The 24045-nt window shown below is 44.7% G+C and carries 22 protein-coding genes; 8 read left to right on the top strand and 14 right to left on the bottom strand.

The window, feature by feature from the left end:
• Positions 1–24: 24 nt before the first annotated feature.
• The gene (locus tag ABIB39_RS15445) at positions 25–708 is read right to left on the bottom strand and encodes a heme exporter protein CcmB (protein ID WP_354431061.1); all 684 of its coding nucleotides are present in this window, start codon (positions 706–708) and stop codon (positions 25–27) included.
• Between the two features lie 204 nt (positions 709–912).
• On the opposite strand from ABIB39_RS15445, the gene ABIB39_RS15450 reads away from it, so the two are divergent.
• Both ABIB39_RS15450 and ABIB39_RS15455 read left to right on the top strand, forming a co-directional pair.
• Complete coding sequence (locus ABIB39_RS15450; protein ID WP_354431062.1) at positions 913–1725, top strand: SDR family NAD(P)-dependent oxidoreductase; 813 nt, start codon at positions 913–915, stop codon at positions 1723–1725.
• Positions 1725–2228 (top strand): methylated-DNA--[protein]-cysteine S-methyltransferase, encoded by a 504-nt coding sequence (locus ABIB39_RS15455; protein ID WP_354431063.1) that lies wholly within the window; start codon positions 1725–1727, stop codon positions 2226–2228. Before ABIB39_RS15450 ends, ABIB39_RS15455 begins: the two co-directional genes overlap by 1 nt.
• Here the strand turns inward: ABIB39_RS15455 and ABIB39_RS15460 are convergent.
• From ABIB39_RS15460 to ABIB39_RS15495, 8 genes are all read right to left on the bottom strand, one after another.
• Positions 2212–4164: a hybrid sensor histidine kinase/response regulator gene (locus ABIB39_RS15460; protein WP_354431064.1), complete on the bottom strand. Its 1953-nt coding sequence runs from the start codon at positions 4162–4164 to the stop codon at positions 2212–2214. The genes ABIB39_RS15455 and ABIB39_RS15460 overlap by 17 nt on opposite strands.
• A gap of 20 nt (positions 4165–4184) precedes the next feature.
• Positions 4185–4778, bottom strand: a complete 594-nt coding sequence (locus ABIB39_RS15465; protein ID WP_354431065.1) for a chemotaxis protein CheB — start codon at positions 4776–4778, stop codon at positions 4185–4187.
• Positions 4768–5604, bottom strand: a complete 837-nt coding sequence (locus ABIB39_RS15470; protein ID WP_354431066.1) for a CheR family methyltransferase — start codon at positions 5602–5604, stop codon at positions 4768–4770. Before ABIB39_RS15470 ends, ABIB39_RS15465 begins: the two co-directional genes overlap by 11 nt.
• Before the next feature lie 2 nt (positions 5605–5606).
• Positions 5607–9047: a response regulator gene (locus tag ABIB39_RS15475; protein ID WP_354431067.1), complete on the bottom strand. Its 3441-nt coding sequence runs from the start codon at positions 9045–9047 to the stop codon at positions 5607–5609.
• 93 nt (positions 9048–9140) lie between these two features.
• Positions 9141–9557, bottom strand: coding sequence for a hypothetical protein (locus tag ABIB39_RS15480; RefSeq protein ID WP_354431068.1), 417 nt, complete (start codon positions 9555–9557; stop codon positions 9141–9143).
• Positions 9558–9563: 6 nt separating this feature from the next.
• Positions 9564–9896: a gliding motility protein GldC gene (gldC, locus tag ABIB39_RS15485; RefSeq protein ID WP_354431069.1), complete on the bottom strand. Its 333-nt coding sequence runs from the start codon at positions 9894–9896 to the stop codon at positions 9564–9566.
• Between the two features lie 8 nt (positions 9897–9904).
• The gene (locus ABIB39_RS15490) at positions 9905–10216 is read right to left on the bottom strand and encodes a hypothetical protein (RefSeq protein ID WP_354431070.1); all 312 of its coding nucleotides are present in this window, start codon (positions 10214–10216) and stop codon (positions 9905–9907) included.
• Entirely contained in the window at positions 10176–11540 is a 1365-nt protein-coding gene (locus ABIB39_RS15495) for a DEAD/DEAH box helicase (RefSeq protein WP_354431071.1), read from the bottom strand. Before ABIB39_RS15495 ends, ABIB39_RS15490 begins: the two co-directional genes overlap by 41 nt.
• A gap of 172 nt (positions 11541–11712) precedes the next feature.
• Between ABIB39_RS15495 and ABIB39_RS15500 the strand changes: the two genes are divergently transcribed.
• Complete coding sequence (locus tag ABIB39_RS15500) at positions 11713–12348, top strand: hypothetical protein (RefSeq protein ID WP_354431072.1); 636 nt, start codon at positions 11713–11715, stop codon at positions 12346–12348.
• Between the two features lie 184 nt (positions 12349–12532).
• Entirely contained in the window at positions 12533–13867 is a 1335-nt protein-coding gene (locus ABIB39_RS15505; protein WP_354431073.1) for a dihydroorotase, read from the top strand.
• 109 nt (positions 13868–13976) lie between these two features.
• Here ABIB39_RS15505 and ABIB39_RS15510 read toward each other — a convergent pair whose 3' ends face one another.
• The 4 genes from ABIB39_RS15510 to ABIB39_RS15525 form a co-directional block, all read right to left on the bottom strand.
• Positions 13977–14438 carry a GyrI-like domain-containing protein gene (locus ABIB39_RS15510; protein WP_354431074.1) on the bottom strand — a complete coding sequence of 154 codons (462 nt, stop codon included), beginning with the start codon at positions 14436–14438 and terminating at the stop codon, positions 13977–13979.
• A gap of 15 nt (positions 14439–14453) precedes the next feature.
• On the bottom strand, positions 14454–14879 hold the full coding sequence (locus ABIB39_RS15515) for an SRPBCC family protein (RefSeq protein ID WP_354431075.1): 426 nt from the start codon (positions 14877–14879) through the stop codon (positions 14454–14456).
• Positions 14880–14890: 11 nt separating this feature from the next.
• Positions 14891–15337: an EVE domain-containing protein gene (locus ABIB39_RS15520; protein ID WP_354431076.1), complete on the bottom strand. Its 447-nt coding sequence runs from the start codon at positions 15335–15337 to the stop codon at positions 14891–14893.
• Between the two features lie 249 nt (positions 15338–15586).
• A complete protein-coding gene (locus ABIB39_RS15525) occupies positions 15587–16582 on the bottom strand; it encodes a helix-turn-helix transcriptional regulator (protein ID WP_354431077.1) in 996 nt (331 codons plus the stop codon).
• A gap of 15 nt (positions 16583–16597) precedes the next feature.
• On the opposite strand from ABIB39_RS15525, the gene ABIB39_RS15530 reads away from it, so the two are divergent.
• From ABIB39_RS15530 to ABIB39_RS15540, 3 genes are all read left to right on the top strand, one after another.
• Positions 16598–17038, top strand: a complete 441-nt coding sequence (locus tag ABIB39_RS15530; RefSeq protein WP_354431078.1) for a putative signal transducing protein — start codon at positions 16598–16600, stop codon at positions 17036–17038.
• 88 nt (positions 17039–17126) lie between these two features.
• A complete protein-coding gene (locus tag ABIB39_RS15535) occupies positions 17127–18149 on the top strand; it encodes a glycosylasparaginase (protein WP_354431079.1) in 1023 nt (340 codons plus the stop codon).
• Between the two features lie 66 nt (positions 18150–18215).
• On the top strand, positions 18216–18977 hold the full coding sequence (locus ABIB39_RS15540; protein WP_354431080.1) for a copper homeostasis protein CutC: 762 nt from the start codon (positions 18216–18218) through the stop codon (positions 18975–18977).
• A gap of 136 nt (positions 18978–19113) precedes the next feature.
• Here ABIB39_RS15540 and ABIB39_RS15545 read toward each other — a convergent pair whose 3' ends face one another.
• Complete coding sequence (locus ABIB39_RS15545; protein ID WP_354431081.1) at positions 19114–21933, bottom strand: TolB family protein; 2820 nt, start codon at positions 21931–21933, stop codon at positions 19114–19116.
• A gap of 191 nt (positions 21934–22124) precedes the next feature.
• On the opposite strand from ABIB39_RS15545, the gene hscA reads away from it, so the two are divergent.
• Positions 22125–23981 carry a Fe-S protein assembly chaperone HscA gene (hscA, locus tag ABIB39_RS15550; protein WP_354431082.1) on the top strand — a complete coding sequence of 619 codons (1857 nt, stop codon included), beginning with the start codon at positions 22125–22127 and terminating at the stop codon, positions 23979–23981.
• The last annotated feature ends 64 nt before the right edge of the window (positions 23982–24045 follow it).

Raw genomic sequence — 24045 nt, forward strand, 5'->3', positions numbered from 1 at the left:
ATTTATATTTAGACGGTGAATACATTAATCGCGCCACAAGTATGGGAAAAGTATTAATGATGACGCAATAACGATCACATTTATTGCTAATAACACACCAATGTTACCAAAGCTAAGGCTGCGGTCTATGCCATCCATGGCTGCTTTGCTAACTTTAACCAATAATAATATTACCGGGATAATGACCGGGAAGCTCAGGATAGCCATTAACGTGCCGTTATTGCCCGCCTTAGATGCGATGGCGGAGATCATGGTAAACACCGTCGAAAAACTGATGGCACCCAGCAGCACGGTTATAAAGTAAAATAGCGTGTCGCCAACCGGGTTGGGAAAAAACAGTTTGTAAACCAGCAAAGCCAATACGCTTAGCAGCGACATCAGCAATGTATTATAAATAGTTTTTGATAGGATGATTGCCTGCGGATGCGCGATGGAATAGTAATAAAGCAGCCTTGCCTTACTCTCCTGCAAAAAGCTTTTGGCAATGGCATTCACCGATGCAAACAGCATGATGATCCAAAACAGGATGTTCCAAACGATGGGGTAACCCTCACTCCCTTTAAACCCCGGGTTAAGGTTAAAAGAAATATAGCACACAAACACGGTAGAAACAATGTAAAGCAGGATCCCGTTGAAGGCGTATTTGGAGCGCCATTCCAGGATGATTTCCTTCTTTAAAAGTTCAATAGTTTGCCCCGCAAGTTTCATACTGCAAAGTAAGCTAAAAAGTCCGAAAGTCGGGATGTCCGAAAGACCGGAAGAAATACAGGACATAATAAGAAGATCTCTTTTTAATGGTGCAATGCTTTCTTGCTGAAGTTACAGATTCTGTACTTTATAACCGTCACAAGTTTCTATCTTTCAGACTTGCGGACTTTTCCGACTTTGCGACTAAAAATATAACTTAGCACCATGAAAAAGCTGCAGCTAAATAATAAATGGGTATTGGTAACCGGCGCATCCAGCGGCCTTGGGCAGGAGATGGCCCGCCAGCTGGCTACCGTGCATAAAGCCAACCTGATCATAGCTGCCCGCCGTGCCGATAAACTGAACGAACTAAAGGCCGAACTGGAAAAAGCAGCGGGCATACAGGTAAAAGTTATTGTTGCCGATCTGTCCATCCCCGAAGAGGCCGACCGTGTAATTGCCGAAAGCATCGCCGATGATAACCTCTACGCGGCCATCCTAAACGCGGGCGTAACCTATTTTGGACGCCACACCGACCTGGCCTGGGGTAATTTTGAAAACATCCTTAAAACAAACGTTATTGGCGTGGTACGCATGACCAACGGCTTGCTGCAGTACTTTGACAAACCCGGCAAACAGGGTGGCGTTATGCTGGTGTCAAGCATGGCGGGTTTTTTCCCGGTGCCCTACCAGGCGGCGTACTCGGCAACAAAGGCATTTATTACCGCGTTTGGCAATGCCCTGCATAACGAGCTTACCAACCCCGAATTTTCGATAACCGTGTTCGCGCCCGGCGGCATAGCTACCGAAATGACCCACGGCGCAGAATTTAATGAATTGCAAGCATGGCTGATGCCCGTTAAACAAGCGGCTAAAGAAGCCATCCACGCGCTTGTAAGCCGCAAATATAATTATGTACCGGGCTTGCTTAACCGCCTGGGCAACGTGTTCATGAACTTTTTGCCAAGCAAATTTATTGGTGGCAAAATGAGCAGGGTTTATTTAAAATCGCTTAATAAAGCGCAGCAGGGATCATAATGTATGAGGCTTATCACCGTACACCCGTTGGCGTGGCCTTATTGGTTGCGGATGATACGCATTTAATAAAAGTATCTATCCTTGATGAAGAAGTGGACCTTGATGAAGAAGTGGAGCAAACCACGACTATCTCCCCTATCCTGCTGGAAACCATCAAACAACTGAACGAATATTTCGCCGGCGACCGCAAAGATTTCGACCTGCCGCTAAACCAGCCGGGGTCAGATTTTCAGCAGACGGTTTGGCAGGAACTATCGCGAATCCCGTACGGGGCTACCATCACCTATAACCAGCAATCGCATAAAATGAAAAATCCGCTGGCTATCCGCGCGATAGCGGCAGCAAATGGAAAAAATAATTTATGGGTTGTTGTGCCCTGCCACCGTGTTATTGGCAGTAATGGAAGTTTGACAGGTTATGCAGGCGGCCTGTGGCGCAAGCAATGGCTATTAGAGCACGAAGCCCGTGTAACGGGCACCGGCCAAACTAAGCTGGCTTTTTAACCTCTTTTTTACCTTTTAAAAGCTTTAACATTTTGGCATGTAGCTCATGGGCCGCAAATGGTTTCGTCAATACATCGTTCATCCCTGCAGATAATGCTTCTAACTGCTCATGCTCAAACGCTGATGCAGAAAGGGATATGATAGGCACACTCCTCATGGGTTCCTCAAACTCGGTACGGATGATGCGGGCTGCCTGGTAACCATTTAAGCCCGGCATGTGGGTATCCATCAATACCAGGTTATATTCGTTATTCTTTAGCATCTCTACGGCTTTATTACCGCTCTCGGCAACTTCTACCGTAACATTCCAGTCCTTTAGCATTTTGGTAACCATAAACTGGTTAATCATGTTATCCTCGGCAACTAAAACGCGTACGTTTACAAAGGGGGCAAGTTTTTTATCGGTCTTAGGCGTTTTTTCTTCGGTTTTTGTTTTTGTTTTTGATACGCCAAACCAATTGGTAAAGTTAAATATAGTACCCTTGCCAACTTTGCTGCTTACGGTAAGGTCGCCGCCTTTTAGTTCTACCAGTTTTTTAACGATGGTTAAGCCAAGGCCTGTTCCGCCATATTTAACGGCGGTATCCTCTTCTGCCTGCTCAAACGATTCAAATATTTTTGATAGCCTGTCTGTAGCGATCCCTATACCTGTATCTTCCACGCTAAACTTCAGCTTAACCTTATCATTCAGTTTTTGCATTACAGATACCGTTAGCTTTACGTGCCCATGATCGGTAAACTTAATAGCGTTGCTCAGTAAGTTCATCAGGATCTGGTTAATACGTAACGAATCTACCTGTAAACTCTCGGGCACATCGTTATCTATCTCCAGTAAAAACTCAATATCTTTTTCGTCGGCATTAAATTTTAACAAGCCAAATACCGAGTTTACAATGCCACGCAAGTTATTTGGTGTGCGCACAATACTAAACTTACCGGCCTCTATTTTAGAAATATCCAACACATCGTTTATCACCCCCAATAATGAGCGCGATGATGTATCCAGCATATCTAACAGGTTGCCCTGTTGTTCGTTTATAGTCGTTTTACGCATCAGGTTGCTAAGGCCTATAATGCCATTAACCGGTGTGCGCAATTCATGGCTCATATTAGCCAAAAATGTTTCTTTCACTTTTTTACCGTACTCGGCAAGTTCTTTAGACTTGATCAGCTGCTGCTGGTAACTCTTTTGAGGTGAGCTATCGCTAATATTAATGAAAATAGTTTTACCACGGAAAGATGCGCGGCACTCCACCCAGATCACCCTTTTATCAAACGTGTTAAATTGAAACTCAAATACAGAGAAACTGAGGTTATCCTTAATTATATCGCCCAGTTTTTTTCGCAGGTCGGCGCGGTCGGCTTCCACCGCAAGGTCAACAATGCTGGTACCAAACACCTCGGTTTGTTTAAAGCCCAATATGGCTTCGACAGCGGGGTTAATAGTTTTAACACGTAAGCTATCGGCATCAACAGAACAAATGATATCCGCACTGTTTTTTACAACCAGCGCAAAATTTTGCAATTCGTCGTTTTTTTGTTTTATCTCTTCCTGGTGGCGGGCAAGGGTTACAAAAGCATCAACCTTAGCTGATGTAATGTACGGGTCAAGCGGTTTAAACAAGTAATCTACCGCACCGGCGCCAAATCCTTTAACAGCATATTTAGCTTCTTTAGATATGGCGGTAACAAAAATCACCATGATATCTTTAGTACGAGGGTTTGATTTTAGCATTTCTACCAGTTCAAAGCCGTCCATTTCGGGCATTTGAACGTCAACGAGTGCTATGGAAATATTATTATCCCATGCAATTTTGAGGGCCTCATTGGGTGAAGTTGTGCTAAATAACCGGATATCGGTACGTGTCAGCAACGCTTCAAGGGCAATGATATTTTCCTCTCTGTCATCAACAATAAGGATATTAATGGGGGTCATCTAATTATCAATAAGTGAGGTCAATTTATATTTTCGAGCAGTTCAAAAATCTCTTCTGTACGTAAAATATATTCTGCGGCGTTTATGTCAATTGCCGATTGCGGCATTTCTGCCATTTCAGCTTCCTGCGGGTTTTGGGCTATTGTTAATGCACCGTTCTGGCGCAATTTTAAAAGTCCTTCTGCCCCATCCTGGTTAGCTCCTGAAAATAAAACAGCGGTAACGCGCTCTTTATAAACCTCGGCAACACTCTCAAAAGTTACGTCGATTGATGGCTTTGAGTACCATACAGCTTCAGATACATCAAGGCTAAAAAAGCCCCCATATTCTACGAGGGAGTGGTAATTTGCCGGGGCGATATATATCGTATTCCCTTGTATTGGCTCCTTGTCACTAATTTCCCTCAACAACATACGGCTATTTTCTGCGAATAGTTTTTCTATTTCACTAAAAAAATTCTTTTTCCTGTGGATGATGATGATAACCGTTTTATCAAAATTTTCGGGCAGTAATTTCACCAATTTAAACAGCAACTTAAACGAACCCGCCGAGCCTCCCAAAAGCAGTATTTTGGATTGCGCCCAACGTTGTTTTATATTATAGTCAAGAGCCAATTTTTTGGTATATATTTTCTTTTTGGTTGATCACCTTGAATTTTTTTCGGAAAACATCAGAGCGGATAGTTTCTTTATTACCCAGACAAAGGTAACCTAAAGGGCAAAGGCTTTTGTAAAACAGGTCTAATATTTTATACTGAAGCTCGGTTTCGAAGTAAATGAATACGTTACGGCACGATATCATCTGGAACTCGTTAAAACCGGTATCTGATATTAAGTTGTGTACCGAGAATAGCGTATTCTGCTTTAACTCGCTGTGGATAGCGGCAGCATCATACATAATCGTAAAATGATCTGTAAGAGAACCCGGCAGGCCTGTAAACAGGTAATTTTCTGAATAGCTTTTTATTTTACGCAGGCTGTAAATACCTTTTCGTGCTTCGTTTAAAACTTCGGTATTAATATCTGTACCGTAAATGAATGATTTTTTAGCCAGCTTTTCCTCGTTCAACAAAATGGCCAGTGAATAAACCTCTTCGCCGGATGAACAACCCGCGCACCATACCTTTACATGCTGATAGGTTGACAGGTATGGCATCACCTGGGTTTTAAGCGCCTTGTAAAACGCAGGGTCGCGAAACATCTCGGTAACGTTAACCGTAATTTCTTCTAAAAATTGCTGGAAAAAGCTATGGTCGTTGATAAGTACATGCTTCAGGTCGTAAAAATCGAGCTTTTTAAGCATCATTATCCGGCCCAGGCGGCGCTTAAAAGACGCCTCGGTATAATCGCTAAAATCAAACCCGTGGATCTTTTTTACAATATCTATCAGTTCGTTTAGCTGTTCTCCGGTAATCGCGTCTTTAGTAACCAGTCCCTTCATAATTAGTTGTCAAGCCACATCTGCATTAATGCAATTAACCTGTCAATGTCAACCGGTTTTGTAATGTAATCATTAGCACCGGCCGCTATACATTTTTCGCGGTCATCTTTCATCGCTTTTGCGGTTAGGGCTATAACAGGGAGTTTTGCCCATTTGTTTTGCTTGCGTATATGCCTCGTAGCTTCGTAACCATCCATTTTTGGCATCATGATGTCCATCAATACTATATCGATGCCGGCATCTTCTTCCAGTTTAGCTATGGCTTCTTCCCCATCGTTGGCTATTACAACATTAAGGTCATAACTTTCTAAGGCGCTGCTTAAAGCAAAAATATTTCGCATATCGTCATCAACCACCAATACCTTTTTGCCTTTTATACTGTCTTTACCGTTAGCGGTGGTGGTTTTTGCCTTGCCCATGCTTAGATTTGGCGCGGCGTTACCGCTCTCGCTTATCTTGTTCAGGAACAGGTTTACCTCGTCTATCAACCTGTCTGAAGATTTGCTGGTTTTAACCACCATCGCGTTAGCATACTGCATCAACCTGTTTACCGAGTTTTTATCAAGCTCCATAGCGGTGTTAATGATTACCGGCAGGGCGGCAAATTTGTCTATCTCTTTGATCTTATCTAAAAGGTCAAGCCCTGATATATCCGGCAGGTTAAGGTCAAGTATCACACACTGGTACTCGTTTTCATGTAACATCCTAAAGGCCGATTCGCCATCAAAGGCCTGGTCTACGGTGATGCCCTGGCTTTGCATCAGATCTTTAAGCGCCTGGCTTTGCGCCTTGTGATCTTCCACCAATAATATCTGGGTGAACTTGGTACCGCTATTAGCCATAATATCGCCAAACAGTTTATCCAATGTTTCTGTATTTACCGGTTTTTTAAGGAAGCTGATGGCGCCTTCTTTACGCACGCGATTGGCAGCGGCTTCGCCGGCACTCATCAGGTGCACCGGGATGTGCAGCGTTGCTTCGTCCTGTTTCAATTCTTTTAAGATCTGCCAGCCATCTTTACCCGGCAGCATAATATCCAATATTACCGCATCCGGTTGTTGTTCTTTAATGATCTCGACGGCGTTTGTACCCTCGCTAACCATTACAGATTTAAAGCCATGGTCGCGGGCGTAATCCTGCAGGATGATCGCGAAGTTTTTATCATCCTCTACAATTACCACAAACGGCTCGTGGTTCGGGTCGGCTGATTTTGTAACTACAGTATCAAAAAAGTTTTTGGTTGGGCTGTAGCTTTCTACTGTTGGCAGCGCCGCCTCTGCATTTTCTACGTGCTTTGCCTCAAACGGAAGGATCAGCGTAAACTCGCTACCCTCACCCGGCGTGCTGCTCAGGGTAATGTTACCACCCAACAAGCTTGCCAGTTCGCGGCTGATAGAAAGGCCTAAACCTGTACCGCCATATTTACGACTTGTTGAGCCATCGGCCTGTTGGAACGCTTCGAAGATGATCTTCTGTTTATCGGCAGGGATACCAATGCCCGAATCTTTAATTACAAAACCGATGGTGTTTTCGCGCGGGCCGGCAACAGCGTTTATGCTGATGGTACCATGCTCGGGCGTAAATTTAAACGCGTTTGATAACAGGTTTTTAATAACCTGCTCTGTTCTTACCTTATCGGTATAAATAGTGGCAGGTACGCCTGTTAGGTTTGTGGTAAAGTTTATCTTTTTATTGCTTGCAACCTCGGCAAATAACGATTGCACATCACTCAGAATATCAGAGATCTTAGTATTCTCATTCTGCATATCCAGCTTGCCAGATTCTATTTTAGAAAGGTCCAGGATATCATTGATTAGCGTAAGCAAGTCGTTACCGGCATTGAAAATTACGCTGGCGTATTTTATCTGATCTTCTGACAGGGTTAGTGGTTTGTTATCTTTCAAAATTCTGGCCAACACCAAAATACTGTTTAGCGGGGTGCGCAATTCGTGGCTCATGTTAGCCAAAAACTCAGATTTGTACCTGCCGGTAGTTTCCAGCTCGCTGGCTTTAATGGTTATCGACTGGCGGGCCTCTTCAATGGCCTGGTTCTTCTCTTCCAGCAAACTGGCTTTCTCTTCCAGCTCGGCGTTAATGGTGCGCAGTTCTTCCTGCTGTACGCGAAGCTCCTCTTCTGATGCCTGCAACATTTCTGTTTTGTTCATCAACTCTTCGTTGGTAACGCGCATTTCTTCTTGCTGTGCTTCCAGTTCTTCGGCTTGCTGCTGGGTTTCCTCGAACAAGTCATGCATAATGGTGCGCGCCTGTGAGGTGTTAACAGCAATACCAATATCGTTTGCAACCAGTAAAATATAATCCTTAACCTGCTCGGGCACCTGGTCGCGGAAACCAAGCTCGAGCACGCCTTTTAATTTTTTATCAAAGAAGAACGGAACGATAAACGTTTCGATCAATTCGTCCTGCAAAATAGATGTGCCTAATTGCAACTTATCATTTAGCTTACCTTTCACCAAAGCCGATTTACCATCCTTAGCGGCCTGGCCTATCCAACCTTCGGAAATGCGGATAGATTGTTTTAACGCTGATGGGTCGCTGAACGCGTATGAGGCATACAATTCAAGTTTCTCTTGGTTATCATCAAACAGGTAAACGGTACCTGTAAGGGCTTTAGCGTATTTACTAAGTTCCGTCAATATATTTTCTGACAGTTCTTTCTCGCTTTGCTGGCCCTGCATCTTCTCGTTTATGACACCACTACCGGTAAGCAGCCAATTTTTTATCTCGTTTTCGGTAAGTACTTTTCCCAGTTCGATATTGGCTACACGTACTTCTTCCTCCACCTTTTTCTGACGGGCAAAGGTAGACTGGATGTAGTAAAACATGACCACTACGATGAGTATGAAGACCATACAGCCAATAACAATAACAATAATGGCTCGCTCTGATGCTCTATCTGAATCAGCCTTACGCTGTTCAAGTAATGATGTTTCTGTTTCTACAACCTTTTTATTTAAATCCCTGATGCTATCCATGTTGCCTTTACCATTCAAAAACATATGGTTGGCAACCATATAATCCAGCCCTTTTGCTTCGCGGGTTGCCACATTGGTTTTAAGGATAACCAGTTGGCGGTTAACAATCGTTTTAAGGGAGTCTATACGTCTAACCTGCGTAGGATTATCTACAATGAGGGCTGATAGCTGACTTAATGATTCGGTTATTTTCGGTATGGCGTCGTTGTAAGGATCAAGGAAAGCTTTGTTTGCGGTTGCACCGTAACCGCGCATCCCTGTTTCGCCGTCAACTAAGTATTGCAATAAGTTATTAGTAGTTTTGATCACTTTTTGGGTATGATTAACCCAAACGGTATCATCTTCCAACTGCTTTATACTGGTGAAAGAAAGTACACCAACCACTATAACAAGTATTATAGAAAAAGCAAAACCTGCTAATACCTGGTTACGAAATGAAAACTTAAACATAGCGTGAGATAAGATTTTTTGTGATACAAATATGTTTAAAAATATTTGCAGGTAAAATACTATAAACTAATAAACTTACAGGTAGTAATGCGCTTATTTCCCTTGGTTGTAAACACGTTTTTTAGAGGCTAAAACCCCTAAAACAGATAACACCGGGCCGGCAAACAAGACGTACCAACCCCATTTAAAAGCAATTTGCCTGTTAAAGAAACCCTCGATACCTTTAAACGGGATAAAGCTAAAACTTGCTTTAACCTTAAGCAAAGCGGCAACATATAATAATGCTACTAATAATAAGGATGCCCAGGCGGCAATACGGGTAACCTTAGTTTGAATTAGCACCGTACACAACATGCCGATAACGCCTACCAGCATAATCACCATACCGTAGGGTTGGTTTAATTTGTAAACATTCATATTAAACAGGTGAAACGGGCGCAGCATAGGGCAAAAGGTTGCCGCAATTAGTATAACAAACCCTAATAAGGTGATAAGTGACGCGGGGCGCATAGTACGTTATTGTTTTTTGATCTCCATTTTATCGGCAAAGTGGGCGCAATAATCGCGCAGGTCTTCTACGATGTTTTTTTCGCCGGTGGCGCGTAGAAAGGTATCGCCCATGGTTTGCAGGGTTTCGTAGAAGTATCTTTTCATCTCATCTACAGGCATATCCTTAGTCCAAAGGTCTATCTTCAAGGTGTTTTGGTAGCTTTTGTCCCATAGGGAAAGCATCATGGCTTGTACAGGCAGGGCCTCTTTGGTTTGAGAATCGGTAGATTCCCACAATATGGTTTCGGGGATATTATTATCGTCTAGCTGTATGGTTAGCTTTATTTCGGCAGTCTTCATTTAAAGTATTATTTAACAAGGAAAAATATAATGAGCACCAAAGTTATAAAGCTTAACTCTACAATCCATAGTTTTTTGGTCTCTGAGAAGAAATTACGGAAAATTATATCCAACAATGACACAACTATGCCAAACAGGATAAATATAAGGCCGATGGTGCCGCTCCAGTGCTCGTAAGGGCTACCGGTAATTTTAGCGCCATTAATAAAAATATATCCCGACAAGATGAATAATGCCGCAGTAGCAAAATTTAGCGGACTGATCCTGAATTTTGCCCGGTTAGTATCGTTTCTTTTTTGCAGATCGTTGAACTCCGCCATATGTTTTCGCTGGTTTCTTGTTAGCACTGTTAGGTTGTCGTTTCGCTTTTTCAGCGTCAAATTTCTTATGCTGGTTCAGCGTTTTTTTCTCGTGGAAAGCACCTTTAAAATCTGGGTCTTCCTTACGCTTTTGCATATCAATCTCGCGGGCCTGGTCCTGGCGCTCCGCGTAAGGGGTTTCCTCTATAAAAACGCCCTCGGGAATCTTATGCACCGGGATGGTTTGGCGGATTAGCTGCTGAATTTTGGTGACGTAATACTCTTCTGACGGCACAGCAAACGTAATTGCCACACCCGAGTTGTATGCCCTGCCTGTACGGCCAATGCGGTGTACGTAATCTTCAATTACCACCGGCACATCAAAGTTTATTACGTGACTTACATCGCTCACGTCAATACCGCGCGATGCCACATCGGTAGCAACCAGTATCTTCACCTCATCATTCTTGAACGAATTGATAGAGTTGATCCTTGTATTTTGCCCTTTGTTGGCATGCAGCACTTTTACTTCCTTTTCGCCAAACTTGCGGAGCAGGAATTTGAAAACATCCTCGGCAGCTACGCGGGTTTTACAAAATATCATCAGCTTTTTAATATCGCCCTCTTTATCTAACAGGGTTTTAAGCAGGTTTATTTTAGTTTTAACGTTGGGTACGTGGTACAATTGCTGATCTACCGTTTCGGCTGTGGTAGCCTGTGGGGTAACCTCGATAACGGTAGGGAACTCCAGGAAGTTATGCGAAAGTTCCTGGATCTTCTCAGACATGGTGGCCGAGAAAAGCAGGTTTTGGCGTTTAACGGGTACTACCTCTAAAATACGGTTTATCTGCGGCATAAAGCCCATATCCATCATTTTATCGGCCTCGTCCAACACCAAAGTATTAATAGTTTTGGTAACGATGTGACCCGCTATGTAGGTGTCCAGAAAACGGCCGGGAGTTGCCACAATAATATCAACACCCTTTTTAAGGTTCTCAATCTGTGTTTTTGGGCCGATGCCTCCGTAAAGCACCACAACCCTGAGGTCGGTATTTGCTGCAAATGCACGGATGTTCTCTTCTATCTGCATAGCCAACTCGCGGGTTGGCGATACAATTAACGCGCGCGGGCTTTCGCCCTGGGCGTATTTAAGCTTCATTAAAATAGGCAGCACATAAGCCGCGGTTTTACCCGTACCCGTTTGAGCGATACCCATAACATCCTGCCCGTTCATTATTGGCGGGATGGCCTTTTGTTGGATAGGCGTAGCTTCGGTATAACCGGCATCGGCAACAGCATTCAGTATCTGCCGGTTAAATTTAAAATCTTCAAAAGTTACAGCCATAGCCGCAAAGATAAGGTTTTCAAATTAGTCGGGGGTCGGAAGTCCGAAAGTCAGGAAGAAAGCCTGCTTTATCCACAAAAGCATTCAACGATACATTTACCTGTATCATCCGCACCCATTCCTGCGTATAAAGTGCCGGAGGTATATCTTCGCACACTATTAACTGTACAACATGAAAAAACTCTTACTTACTGCTATTATTTCAGTTCTTTTTTTCGGCACTGTAAACGCGCAAATTGGCAAAGGCCACAAATTTATTGGTGGCAGCTTTAACTTTAGTTATGACGAAGATGGCACCTCGCAGAATTACAACTTCGACAGTGGTGTTACCCAGTACTACAACTACAAGATCACCAACTTTAACATCAGCCCCGAGTTCGGCTTTTTTATCGGTGATAAATGGGCTATCGGCATCCAGCCAGGCTACTCAAGGGTATCAGGCACCGAAACTTCAAATTTTTACTCGGCTACCACACCTGCCAGCAATTACAGCTACACCAGTAAGTACCATACTGATATTGTTGGCTTGGCCGTTAACCTGCGTTACTACTGCATGATCAGCGAAAAAGTTGGCTTCTATCCGCAAATGGGCGTGAGCACATCACACGTGGCAAACGATTTTAATAACGGGCACTTTGCCGCATACGCCGGCCCTAACGTGGTTTTTTTCCCGTCACCAAAAGTTGGTTTAAACATGGGTTTCGGTAACATCAGCTACCAGTACAATTATTTAAGCCATGGCGGTTTCTTAAACGCCAGCTTAAACAACAACTTCAACTTTGGGGTAAATTATTACTTCGGACATTAGGGAGAATCAAGATATAATAGTCAAGAATCAAGACATAATTTCATCTTGATTCTGACTTTTTGCTTAATTGTCTTGACTCATAGGGCTTGACTCTTGATTTCTACAACTTGATCTTGTCTTGTTTCCTGCCTCTTGATTCTAACATCCTAACTCTTGTTTCTTCAAAAAAACTATATTTGCCTTTATGGCTACGATCCTCATTAAAAACGCGACGATAGTAAACGAAGGAAAGCAAACCCAGGCCGACCTTCTCATTAAAGACGGTTTTATTGAAAAGATAGACGGGCAGATCAATTCGCCAGCAGATAAAGAGATCAACGCCGAAGGCCTGCACCTTTTCCCGGGTTGTATTGACGACCAGGTACACTTCCGCGAGCCGGGGCTAACGCAAAAAGGTAATATCGCGTCAGAATCTCGCGCGGCGGTAGCGGGTGGCATAACTTCTTTTATGGAGATGCCCAACACCGTGCCCAATACGCTTAACCAACAATTACTGCAAGACAAGTACGATATGGCGGCCAAATCGTCACCGGCCAATTACTCATTTTTTATGGGCGCATCAAACGACAACCTCGACGAAGTTTTGCGTACCGATGCCAAAAACGTTTGTGGTGTAAAGGTTTTTATGGGATCATCAACCGGGAACATGCTGGTAGATAACCCCACCACGCTGGAGCACCTTTTCGCGCAGTCGCCCATGCTGATAGCCACCCACTGCGAGGACGAAGCCACTATCAAAAGCAACCTGGAGCATTACAAACAATTACTTGGCGAGAATATCCCGGTGAGGCTGCACCCAAAGATCCGCAGTGCCGAGGCTTGTTACCTGTCCTCATCAATGGCGGTGGATCTGGCTAAAAAACACAACACCCGCCTGCATATACTGCATATCTCAACCGCTAAAGAAACACACCTGTTTAGTAACGATATCCCATTGGTTGATAAGCGCATAACCGCTGAAGCCTGCATCCACCATTTATGGTTTACCGATGCAGATTACGAAACAAAAGGCAACCTAATTAAATGGAACCCGGCTGTTAAAACTGAAGCCGACCGAGACGAAATTTTGAAGGCCGTTTTAGATGGCCGCATAGATGTAATAGCAACTGACCACGCGCCGCATACCATCGAAGAAAAATCGCAAGTTTACCTACAAGCGCCGAGTGGCGGCCCTTTGGTGCAGCATGCCCTACCCGCCATGCTGGAGCTTTATCACCACGGTAAAATATCTTTAGCGCAAATAGCCGAGAAAATGGCGCATAACGTGGCAACCATCTTCCAGATAGAGAAACGTGGTTTTATCCGCGAAGGCTACTGGGCCGATCTGGCATTGGTAAACCTGAACAGCCCATGGCAGGTGAATAAAAGCAACATCTTGTACAAATGTGGCTGGTCGCCGTTTGAGGGGAATACGTTTAAGGCCAAAGTGGTGAGCACAATAGTATCAGGAAATTTAGTTTACGAGAACGGCAACCTTTTAAACGAGAAAAGCGGGCAAAGAATGACCTTTACCCGCTAATATTATCCAATATCTTTTGTCATCCCGAGCGATAGCGAAGGATCTATTATGCAGCAGACGAGTCTGCGATTAGATGCTTCACATACGTTCAGCATGACAAAAGTGATTGTTAATCTACCGCCACATAAACCTTAGCTTCAATATCTTCAAAAGCTTTATCAGCAGTATCGTATACATCAAAATCCACAGTGTAGGTTCGTTGCAGGTCCGATTGCCAGATATACTGCCAGGTCTCACCAATATTTGCCGGGAACTTACCTGCAGGGGTAAATAACGCATACTTAGCAGCCGGGATGGCCTTACCTACAAACCCTTCGGGAAGGTATTCTATCGATGTAACTTTACACCCTAAAATAGCAGTATAGTAGTCATTATGGTCGCTTTCGTAATCGGTGTAAACACAGTACAATTCGCTACCTTCTTTGTCTTCCAGTTTATCGGCAAAGCTGCCCTGGGTAAATTGCTGCCAAAGGGCGCCAATGTCCTGTCCGGCTTGGCCGTCCTTATTAATTGTACGGATGCTGATGCCCGCAACGTAAAACATGGCCAGATTTGTTGTTTCGTAGTTCATGGGTAGGTGTTATAATTATTTCTCTATCAACTTCTTCAAACCATCAAACATCATTCGCCAGTTGTTTTCTGAGTGCTCTTTTGATGCCTCGTCTTTAATATTATCCTGGGTGATGGTGAGGATGGTAATATCGCCTTTTTCATCCAGTTCGTAGCTAACATCGGCATAATTTTCGGGTTTGTCTTCGGTACCGGCCATGCTGCTCCAGTAGCTGTACCTTACATATTTACCGGCGACTATCTCTTTAATAACGCCCTTATCTTCGTAACTTTTGCCATCCCACTCGCCACTCCAGGTAATCGGGCTGCCCTCCTGCCAGTCGGATTTTTGTACTGTGCCGAAAAAGTATTGCTTTACCAATTCGGGGTCTGTCAAGCCTTTCCAAACCTCAGCAGCAAGGGCTTTAAACTCAATTTTGGTTGTTAATTTTAGTTTGCTCATGATATGTAAATTTAGATGTGTGTAGTGTCTGTTAATTCTCCGCGGATCATTGCCGATTTTATTAGTTCAAAATCGTGCCCCGGTATCTCAAAAAAGCCGAATCTGAATTTAAAGCCCCATGCCTTCTTATTTTCTATAAATTGTAAATGTGGTATCAACGGATCGATAGACGCTTCGGTGCATTTATAAAAATGCACATCGCGGCGGTAGGGCACAAGATCTTCACTCATTTTATGCTGATAGATCTCGACATTTTTCACCTGCCCTATTGCTGTAAAAGCCTGTAGCGGCTCTTTACCGCTATAGGTTTGCTTCGGCGAATAAAATATCACCCAGTCATCGGGGGTTATTTTTTTGAGCGGAGCTTCTTTACCGTGATTGGCCTGCATAAACCCGCCTTCGACACCGCGGGCTATATGATCTTTTGAAGCAACGGCTATCCAATATTTTTGTGGCATAACGTGATGGCTATCTACTTATAATTACAATTATTTTGCCACAAAGAAACGCGGGAGATTGACAACAGTATGTCAGCAGGGGAAAAGAATTCACTATTTTACTCACCCCGACACCGCTTCGCTGGTCGACCCTCTCTGCTGCGCAAAGAGGGTGAAAAGAAAAATGGCGCTTAACCCTCTTCCGCGTAGCAAAGAGAGGGTGGTCGAGCGAAGCAATGACCGGGTGAGTAAACAGACAGTCTAACAGGTTTACATCGACATAGGCACCGCATTTCGCTTCATAATACCTTCGGCTACTTCAACAACCTTATCCTTTATCTTCTGCGGACTGATGATCTCGGCATGGTCGCCAAACATCATAAACCAACGTACAAACCCTTCTACCGAGGTGGTCAGGAAGGTCATTTCGGTGTAGTTAGTGGTATGTTTTTCAGAAACAAAGCCATGGTAAAAACGCTGCTCGTTTATAAAATTGGTAATGCTGCTGTTAACCTTAATTACGATGGTTTCCAGGTGATGTTCTGATGCGGTTTGGGCAAGGTAATCCTTCAATTTTGGGTGGCTGCCTTTAAAGGTATTGTCGGTTTCCTGGATCTCTTGTATTCTGTCGAGCCTGAAATCGCGGTAATCGTTACGCATGCGGCAGTAGGCTATCAGGTGCCAGTAGCTATCCAGGTAAAAGATCCCGATGGGCTCGATATGCCTGTTAGTTTTTGTTTGGGTGTAACCTGCTGTATAATCAATACAAAGCACCTTTTTAGCGGCAATACCATTTAAAATGGTTTGGATATGGTTGTTGTTATTTACCCTGCGCTGGGTTTGGCTTTTAAGCACCTCTATGCTGCCATCCATACCTTCCAACAGGTCCTTTTCGGTTGTTTTAAGTATGGCCCGTATCTTATCCATTGCAGAACGGTGCTGGGCAGTGGTTGATGCATCAGTCATTTTCTCTACAAACTTTTCGGCAGTTAAAAAAGCGGTGGCTTCTTCCTTGGTAAACATAATGGGTGGCAGGCGGTAACCATCTACCAATGAGTAACCTACCCCGGCCTCGCCAATGATAGGTACGCCGGCTTCTTCCAATGACCGCACATCGCGGTAAACTGTGCGCAGGCTGATATCAAACCGCGCCGCGATATCGCTGGCTTTAACAATACGGCGGGTTTGCAGTTGTATTAATATGGCAGAGATACGGTCGATGCGGTTCATAACCACAAAATAAGCAAAAACAAAGTACCTTAGCATAAATGTTAGTTAAATATGGCAGCAGAACCCGAAGATAAGATCATCACCCTGGAGCAATATTACGACCCTATGCTGGCGCACATTATGCGTACCAAACTGGAAGATAACGGCATACCCTGTTTTATTGCCGATGACAATATCATATCGGCCAACCCGGTTTTTAACAACGCCGTGGGTGGCATCAAACTAAAAATATTTGAACGCGACCTGCAACGCAGCCGCGAAATTTTAGCTCAAGGTGGCGACCTGCACGACCAAGACCATTTTGAGATAGACGATGAAACACACTCCCCCGTTATTTGCCCCTATTGCGGATCGAGCAACGTGCGCTTCGGCCCGGCTACCGAGCGTAAGGCACACTGGCTGGTGGCTTTGGTATCGGCCCTATTGGCGGTGCTGCCATTTTATGCCCGCAGGGCATGGCATTGCTTCAATTGCCAAAGGGATTTTGAATAGAGCATTCGGGAATACAATTATGTAAGTACAATTGTATCAAAGCTGATACATTTATACTTATTATTACCCTATCATTATATTTATCGTCATGTACAATCGTCGCAAATTTATCAAGTTAACCGCTGTAACGGCTTCGTTAGCAACGTTATCAAAATATGCTCCAGCTAAAGCTGTTACCATCGCTACCGGCGATAGGCTGCCAATTGTGATATCTACCTGGGATTTTGGTATTGCAGCTAATAAAGAAGCGTGGAAAACGCTTGAGAAAGGCGGCCGTGCGCTTGATGCTGTAGAAGCCGGTGTAAAGATCCCCGAAGCGGATATGAAAAACCATACCGTAGGCCGTGCAGGTTATCCGGATCGCGACGGACGGGTTACGCTGGATGCCTGTATTATGGATGAGTTTGGCAACTGCGGCTCGGTTGCAGCTATGGAACACATCGCCCACCCTATTGCCGTTGCCCGTTTGGTGATGGAAAAAACCCCGCATGTAATGCTGGTTGGCGATGGCGCTACCCAGTTTGCGGTTGAGCAGGGCATCAAAAAAGAAAAACTACTTACCCCCGAATCTGAAAAGGCCTGGAAAAAATGGCTGGTAACAGCTAAATACTCGCCTAAGATGAATATAGAGAATGAGCAGCACCGCCCCGGTGGCAAATACAACCACGATACCATTGGTATGCTAGCTATTGATGCTAAAGGCAACATCAGCGGTGCTTGTACCACCAGCGGTATGGCGTTTAAACTACACGGACGTGTTGGAGACAGCCCGATAATTGGTGCCGGTTTATTTGTTGATAATGAAGTTGGCGGCGCTACATCTACGGGGGTTGGCGAAGAGGTGATCCGTAACGTGGGCAGCTTTTTAGTTGTCGAACTGATGCGCCAGGGGTATTCGCCCGAGGATGCGTGTAAAGAGGCTGTGCACCGCATCATCAAAAAGAAACCGGAGACCGCTAAAGAGATTCAGGTGGGCTTCCTGGCTATCAACAAAAAAGGCGAATACGGTGCTTACGCGATACAGGAAGGCTTTAGCTTTGCCGTGTGCGATGCCAACAAACAAGACTTGCTGATACCCGGCAAAAGCTTTTATAAAGACGACAAAAAATAAACTATAATATCTATAAAACATATTTAAATAATACGTGGTTTCTGTAAATACAACCTACTCCGCTATATGAGCCATAAGCCTTCACCTGTAACACTTGAAGTTTGCGCCAATTCGGTAACCTCGGCTATTGCCGCGCAGGAAGGTGGCGCCATAAGGGTTGAGCTTTGCGAGAACCTTGCCGAAGGCGGTACCACGCCGTCATACGGCCAAATGCTGTTGGCCCGTAAACACCTCCATATAAAACTTTACGTACTCATCCGGCCGCGCCGGGGCGACTTCCTCTACACTGATCTGGAATTTGAAGTGATGCAGGCCGATATCCGCAACTGCATAGAAGCTGGTTGCGATGGCGTGGTGATTGGCATGCTTAGGGCCGATGGAAGCATTGATGTAGAACGCTGTACCGAACTGGTGCGCCTTGCCCGCCAATGGGGCCTGGGGGTTACCTTTCACCGTGCTTTTGATATGTGCGCCGATCAGTACGCTGCCCTTGAGCAGATCATCGAGATGGGTTGCGAACGTATCCTTACTTCGGGCGGCAAAAGTACTGCTATGGAAGGCTCTAATATAATATTGCACCTGATAGAAAAAGCTGCAGGCCGTATCACCATTATGCCCGGCAGCGGCATTACCGAAAACAATGTTGCCGACCTGGTGCATTTCACCAGTGCAACCGAGGTGCATTCATCTGCCCGTATCAATTATGAAGGTGGCATGCAATACAAAAATGACCATATCCTCCTCACCGGCGGCATCACCGATGAATATAGTTTAGATGTTACGAGTGCCGATAAGGTTAAAGCGATATTGGAAGCGGCGAATGGATAAATAATTTAGTGATTTAGTGAATCACTATTTGTCATCCCGAGCGATAGCGAAGGATCTAATTTACATCATGCTTATCAGCTAATATATACCTCATTAAATTCAGTATTAATCATTCAAATCGGTGTAATCAAACAAATTAAAATATCGCCACCGGCAACACCAACTCAATCCTGTTATGTCCGCTGCCGCCAAACAGGTCGGGGTCTAATAAGTAACTGTATCGTATGCCAAACGTTATGTCTGCCTGGTTAAACCACTTGGTATCGAAGAAAATTGCCCCACCTGCCGATCTGAAGTTTGTATTCAAAGGCCTGCCGTCTAATAAAAAATTAGAATCGGTCGCGTGCATATGATCATAAAAGATATTGCCGCGCAGGCGCAGAATATAAAGCAGGTTAGCTACGCCACCGTCCGGATAAGCTATCGGGAAATGGTAACTTGCACAAAACTTGTTCATGTTATCGAGGTTCTCGGTACTGTAACCGTACGCGAAAGGGAAATCATTAGAAAAACCAATGCCATTATTTTGCCCGCGGTGCTGGTATGCCCCGGTTAGAACCAAACTGTGGTTAGGGGCTAACCCCGGAAAATAAAGTGCACCCGTTGTCAATATCTGGTTTGATTCCCTGCCGGTAAGTGATTTTTTATAGCTGATGTTGATGTTCTGCGCAAAACGTGGGTTGATATTTTGTTTTGCCCGTTGGGTTTGGTTGCTGAAGCGCAGCGTGTTGCTCAGATAGGTGTAGTAACTATCCTTAAACAAACTACGGAAAGCCTCCTGGAAAATGTTGCGGCTATAATAAAAACTGCTGCTAACCGATAGCGACGTTGAGTTTTTACCAGCCGAGAGGTTCAGCGGTACCTGTAAGCCCCCGTGAATGTCAGTTTCGTTGTAGTAAATGCTGTTGCCTTTGTAAAACCCGCGGCGATCAAAGGTGTAATCGGCACCAACAAGCAGGTATGGAAATAGGGCGCCGTACGCGGCATCATAACCTATCCGTTTGTAGCCTTCATCCCGGTTATAGCTAAAGGTCAGCTGCGAATCAAATGTATTAAGCACATTATTACCCACCAATTGGATGGAGTAATTAGGATCATCAAAACTTGGGAAGATGCTATGAAAATTAAATAACCCATGCAATTTGCTGTAATTACTTACGGGTAGCAAATCGGGCTTAATAGAAGCTACAAAATTAGCCGCGCTATCGTTTTTTAGCGCGCTGATATTCATATCCGGCAAGGCCGAAAACGCTTGCGTGTTATTTACTGGTGATAGCCCTACATCGGCACGGTTAGCTTGCTGCAAATGATAACCCGAAGCGGTAAAGCCAGTCCAAGCTATTTTATTTTGGCTGACGGCAGATTGGTAATAACCTATAGAACCACCTATTGCAGGGGCACTTACCTCCAACAATTGATTTGTGCCGATGTTAAGTGCAAACAATTTATCGTTAACGCCCGATGTTTTGGTGAAGTACACCACATCGCCCTGCACCTGCGGGAAAGCTATCGGCTCGAAACTAAAGGGTAGTAAATATGTCGTAGAATCCGACTTTATATCAATCAGCGCAAGCGACATTTCGCCCTTGAAATTGCGCACAGCCGAGATCAGTTTGTCATCACCATAAAATTTGGGATAGGTGTAAAATAGGCCAGCCGTGTTTGGCAATTCGGAAATCAATTTACCACTCTCTTTTAACAAATGCAACGTACTCCTTCCCGTCGACGCCACATCAACAGCTACAATCATTTTACCATCTGCACTGTATGCGGGCGAAAAATATTTTGTTTTGCGTGTGATACGGTTCTCCTTGCCGGTTTGCACATCAAGCACCATCAGCTCGTTATAATTGCGGTAACCCCAGCGCAGATCCGGGCGGTATGCGGCGTAGATAACCTTGCCATCGTGGTAACTAAAAAAATTATCGGTGTTGATGCTTTGCGTGGCAATCACCTTTTCCCGGTTACCCGTGCGGATAACAAACTTAGGGATGTGGTTATAGGTGGTCCGCAGATAAATAATGGTACTATCGTTCACATACGCCGGAAATTCCTCGTCGGCTATAAAATGTTGGCGTTTTGCTTTGGGATCGTTATCCTTTACATCGTTTTTATAAACCTGTTTAAAATGGTTAAAGGCCGCATTCCTGAAAGTTTTATAATCGACACCCGCATGCTTTTTAATCGCGCCTTGCAATGGGTAAAAACCCGTATTAAATGCAGCCGCATCGTGCGTTACACCGCGCCAAAAATCGTTTCCGTATTTCTCGCGGCCATAGGCAACAATCATATAACCAAGCGGGTAATGGTTGGGGGTATAATCCAGGTAAGAACCGTTCCGGAGTTTCATCCAGCTATAATCTTTACCGGCAGCCCATAAGGCGCGGAAGCCGTTAAAAAAGTAAGGCAACCGCCCCCTGCCCTGTCGGCTCACCAGCGTTTCGTTATAAACGGCGTCGCCTTCAAAAAACCAATCGGGAACTGATAAAGCGTTGCCTAACGCCTGCCCGCCTTCACCAAACAGGATGCTCAGGCCTTTTGACAGGCCTACATTAAAATTATTGTATTGCTGCACGTGCCTAAACTCGTGAATAGCCAATTGCTCGGGCCATGGCAGGCTGCCTACATCAAAACTGTTTTGCCCGGGCGTTAGGTAAAACTCGCTGCGGAACGGCGCTAAACCCACATAAGCATTTGATATAGTAGTTTGGTTTTGCAGAACAATGCTTACCTGCCTTTGCTTAAAGCCAATGGTTGGTTGTATACTGCGGTTCATTTGTGCAATGGTTTGTGCCACACGCTGCGCTACCGAATCCATTCCCTGCGAATAAATTACCCGCGCCACCGGGGATTTCACCTGTTTCCAGTTGATAGACGGCGGGTTACCACCAAATTGCTGAGCTTTTGCAAGTGTGGCGGTGAATAATAACAGGGGAAGAAGCAGGTGTTTAAACATTGGGCATGAAAATAGCGATTTTGTCTGAAACTCGAATTAAACGAATTTGGTGAATTAACAGAATTTGAAGCCCTTTAGTTCGGCAAATTCGTTAATTATTATAATTCGGGATAAGACAATTGTAAATCCGAAATCCAAATGACACTCCATCCCCTAAAACTGAGTACATTTGCGCTTTGTGATATATTACCATGGCTAAAGTTTCTATCAACCTGGCAACGGGTTCCATACAAAAAGAAGATATTATTGTAGGCATCGACCTGGGTACAACCAATTCCTTGGTGGCCTTTATAGATCCCGATAAAGACCCAAAGGTTATTAATGATACCGGCAAGGGCGTTTTAGTGCCCTCTGTAGTCCATTTTGGCGCCATGGGCGATATCACCGTTGGTAACGAAGCCAAAGAATATTTGATAACCGACCCGCAGAACACCGTGTTTTCTGTTAAGCGTTTGCTGGGCCGCTCTTATGCTGATGTAAAAAACTACCAGGACTTTTTCTCTTACAAGATCATCGACGACGATAGCGAGAACCTGGTGAAAATTAAGGTTGGCGATAAATTTTACAACCCTATCGAGCTTTCGGGCCTGATATTGAAAGAACTTAAAGAACGTGCCGAGCATGCGCTTAAAACCCCTGTAACCCGCGCGGTGATAACCGTGCCTGCCTATTTTAATGATTCGCAGCGCCAGGCAACCCGAGATGCAGGTAAACTTGCCGGGCTGGACGTTTTACGTATTGTGAACGAGCCCACCGCCGCGAGCCTGGCTTACGGCATTGGGCTTGATCCTGAAGAAACCAAAACCATTGCAGTGTATGATTTGGGCGGCGGAACATTTGACGTATCTATCCTGCAAATTCAAAACGGCATCTTTGAGGTGCTGGCCACCAATGGAGATACCTTTTTGGGTGGTGATGATTTTGACCGCGCCATTGCCGATTACTGGATAGAAAAAAATAACATAGATAAAACCGAACTGGCCAATAACCGCGAACTTACGCAAGAGCTTCGCCTGAAAGCCGAGGAAGCTAAAAAAGCATTTGCTCACCAAAGCATTTTTAACGAAAAGATAGGTGACATTTGGTGCACTATTGACCGTAATACCTTTGAGGAACTGATATTGCCTAAAGTACAGCAAACCATTACCGCCTGCCAAAACGCGTTGAAAGACGCTAAACTTACCACTATCGATATCGATGAAGTGGTGATGGTTGGCGGCAGTACACGTACGGCCTTAGTTAAAAAGATGGTGGCTGAATTTTTCGGCCGCCCGGTGCATGATGGCATTAACCCTGATGAGGTGGTTGCCCTTGGTGCCGCCATACAGGCCGATGTTTTAGCCGGTAACCGCAGCGATATTTTACTGCTGGATGTTACCCCGCTATCGCTTGGTATCGAAACCATGGGTGGCTTGATGGATACCATTATTCCCCGCAACTCGAAGATCCCGACCAAAGCAGGCCGGCAATACACTACATCCAAAGATGGCCAGGTGAATATGAAGATCGCTGTTTATCAGGGCGAGCGCGACCTGATCAGCGAGAACCGCAAACTGGCCGAGTTTGAATTGAAGGGCATCCCATCGATGCCGGCTGGTTTCCCTAAGGTGGATATCAACTTTATACTGAATGCCGATGGCATCCTCAAGATCCAGGCTATTGAACTGCGCAGCGGTGTAAAGCAAGAAGTGGAAGTAAAACCGGCCTACGGCATTACCGATGACCTGGTTGAGCAAATGCTGATGGACAGCATCACCCATGCCAAAGACGACGTAAGCGCCCGTATGCTGATAGAAGCCAAAACCGAAGCGGAACAAATAGTGTACGTGGTAGAGAATTTCCTTAAAAAGAACGGGCAACTTTTAAATACTGAGGAAGTAACTGAAACACACATCCAGTTAGAAGCCGTTAAAGCCGCCTTAAGCACGGGCGATAAAGACCTTATACACAGCAAAATAGATGAGCTTAATAATTTTACCCGCCCCTTTGCCGAACGCGTAATGGATGTTGCCATTGCTACCGCGATGAAGGGAAAAAGTATAGAGTAGATCATATACGTGTCATTGCTGCGATAGCATGGGAATGACACGTATTTTTATTCCTCAGATTATT

Origin of the sequence: Mucilaginibacter sp. UYP27, assembly GCF_040547175.1 — a bacterium.
In the GTDB taxonomy this organism is placed as follows: Bacteria; Bacteroidota; Bacteroidia; order Sphingobacteriales; family Sphingobacteriaceae; genus Mucilaginibacter.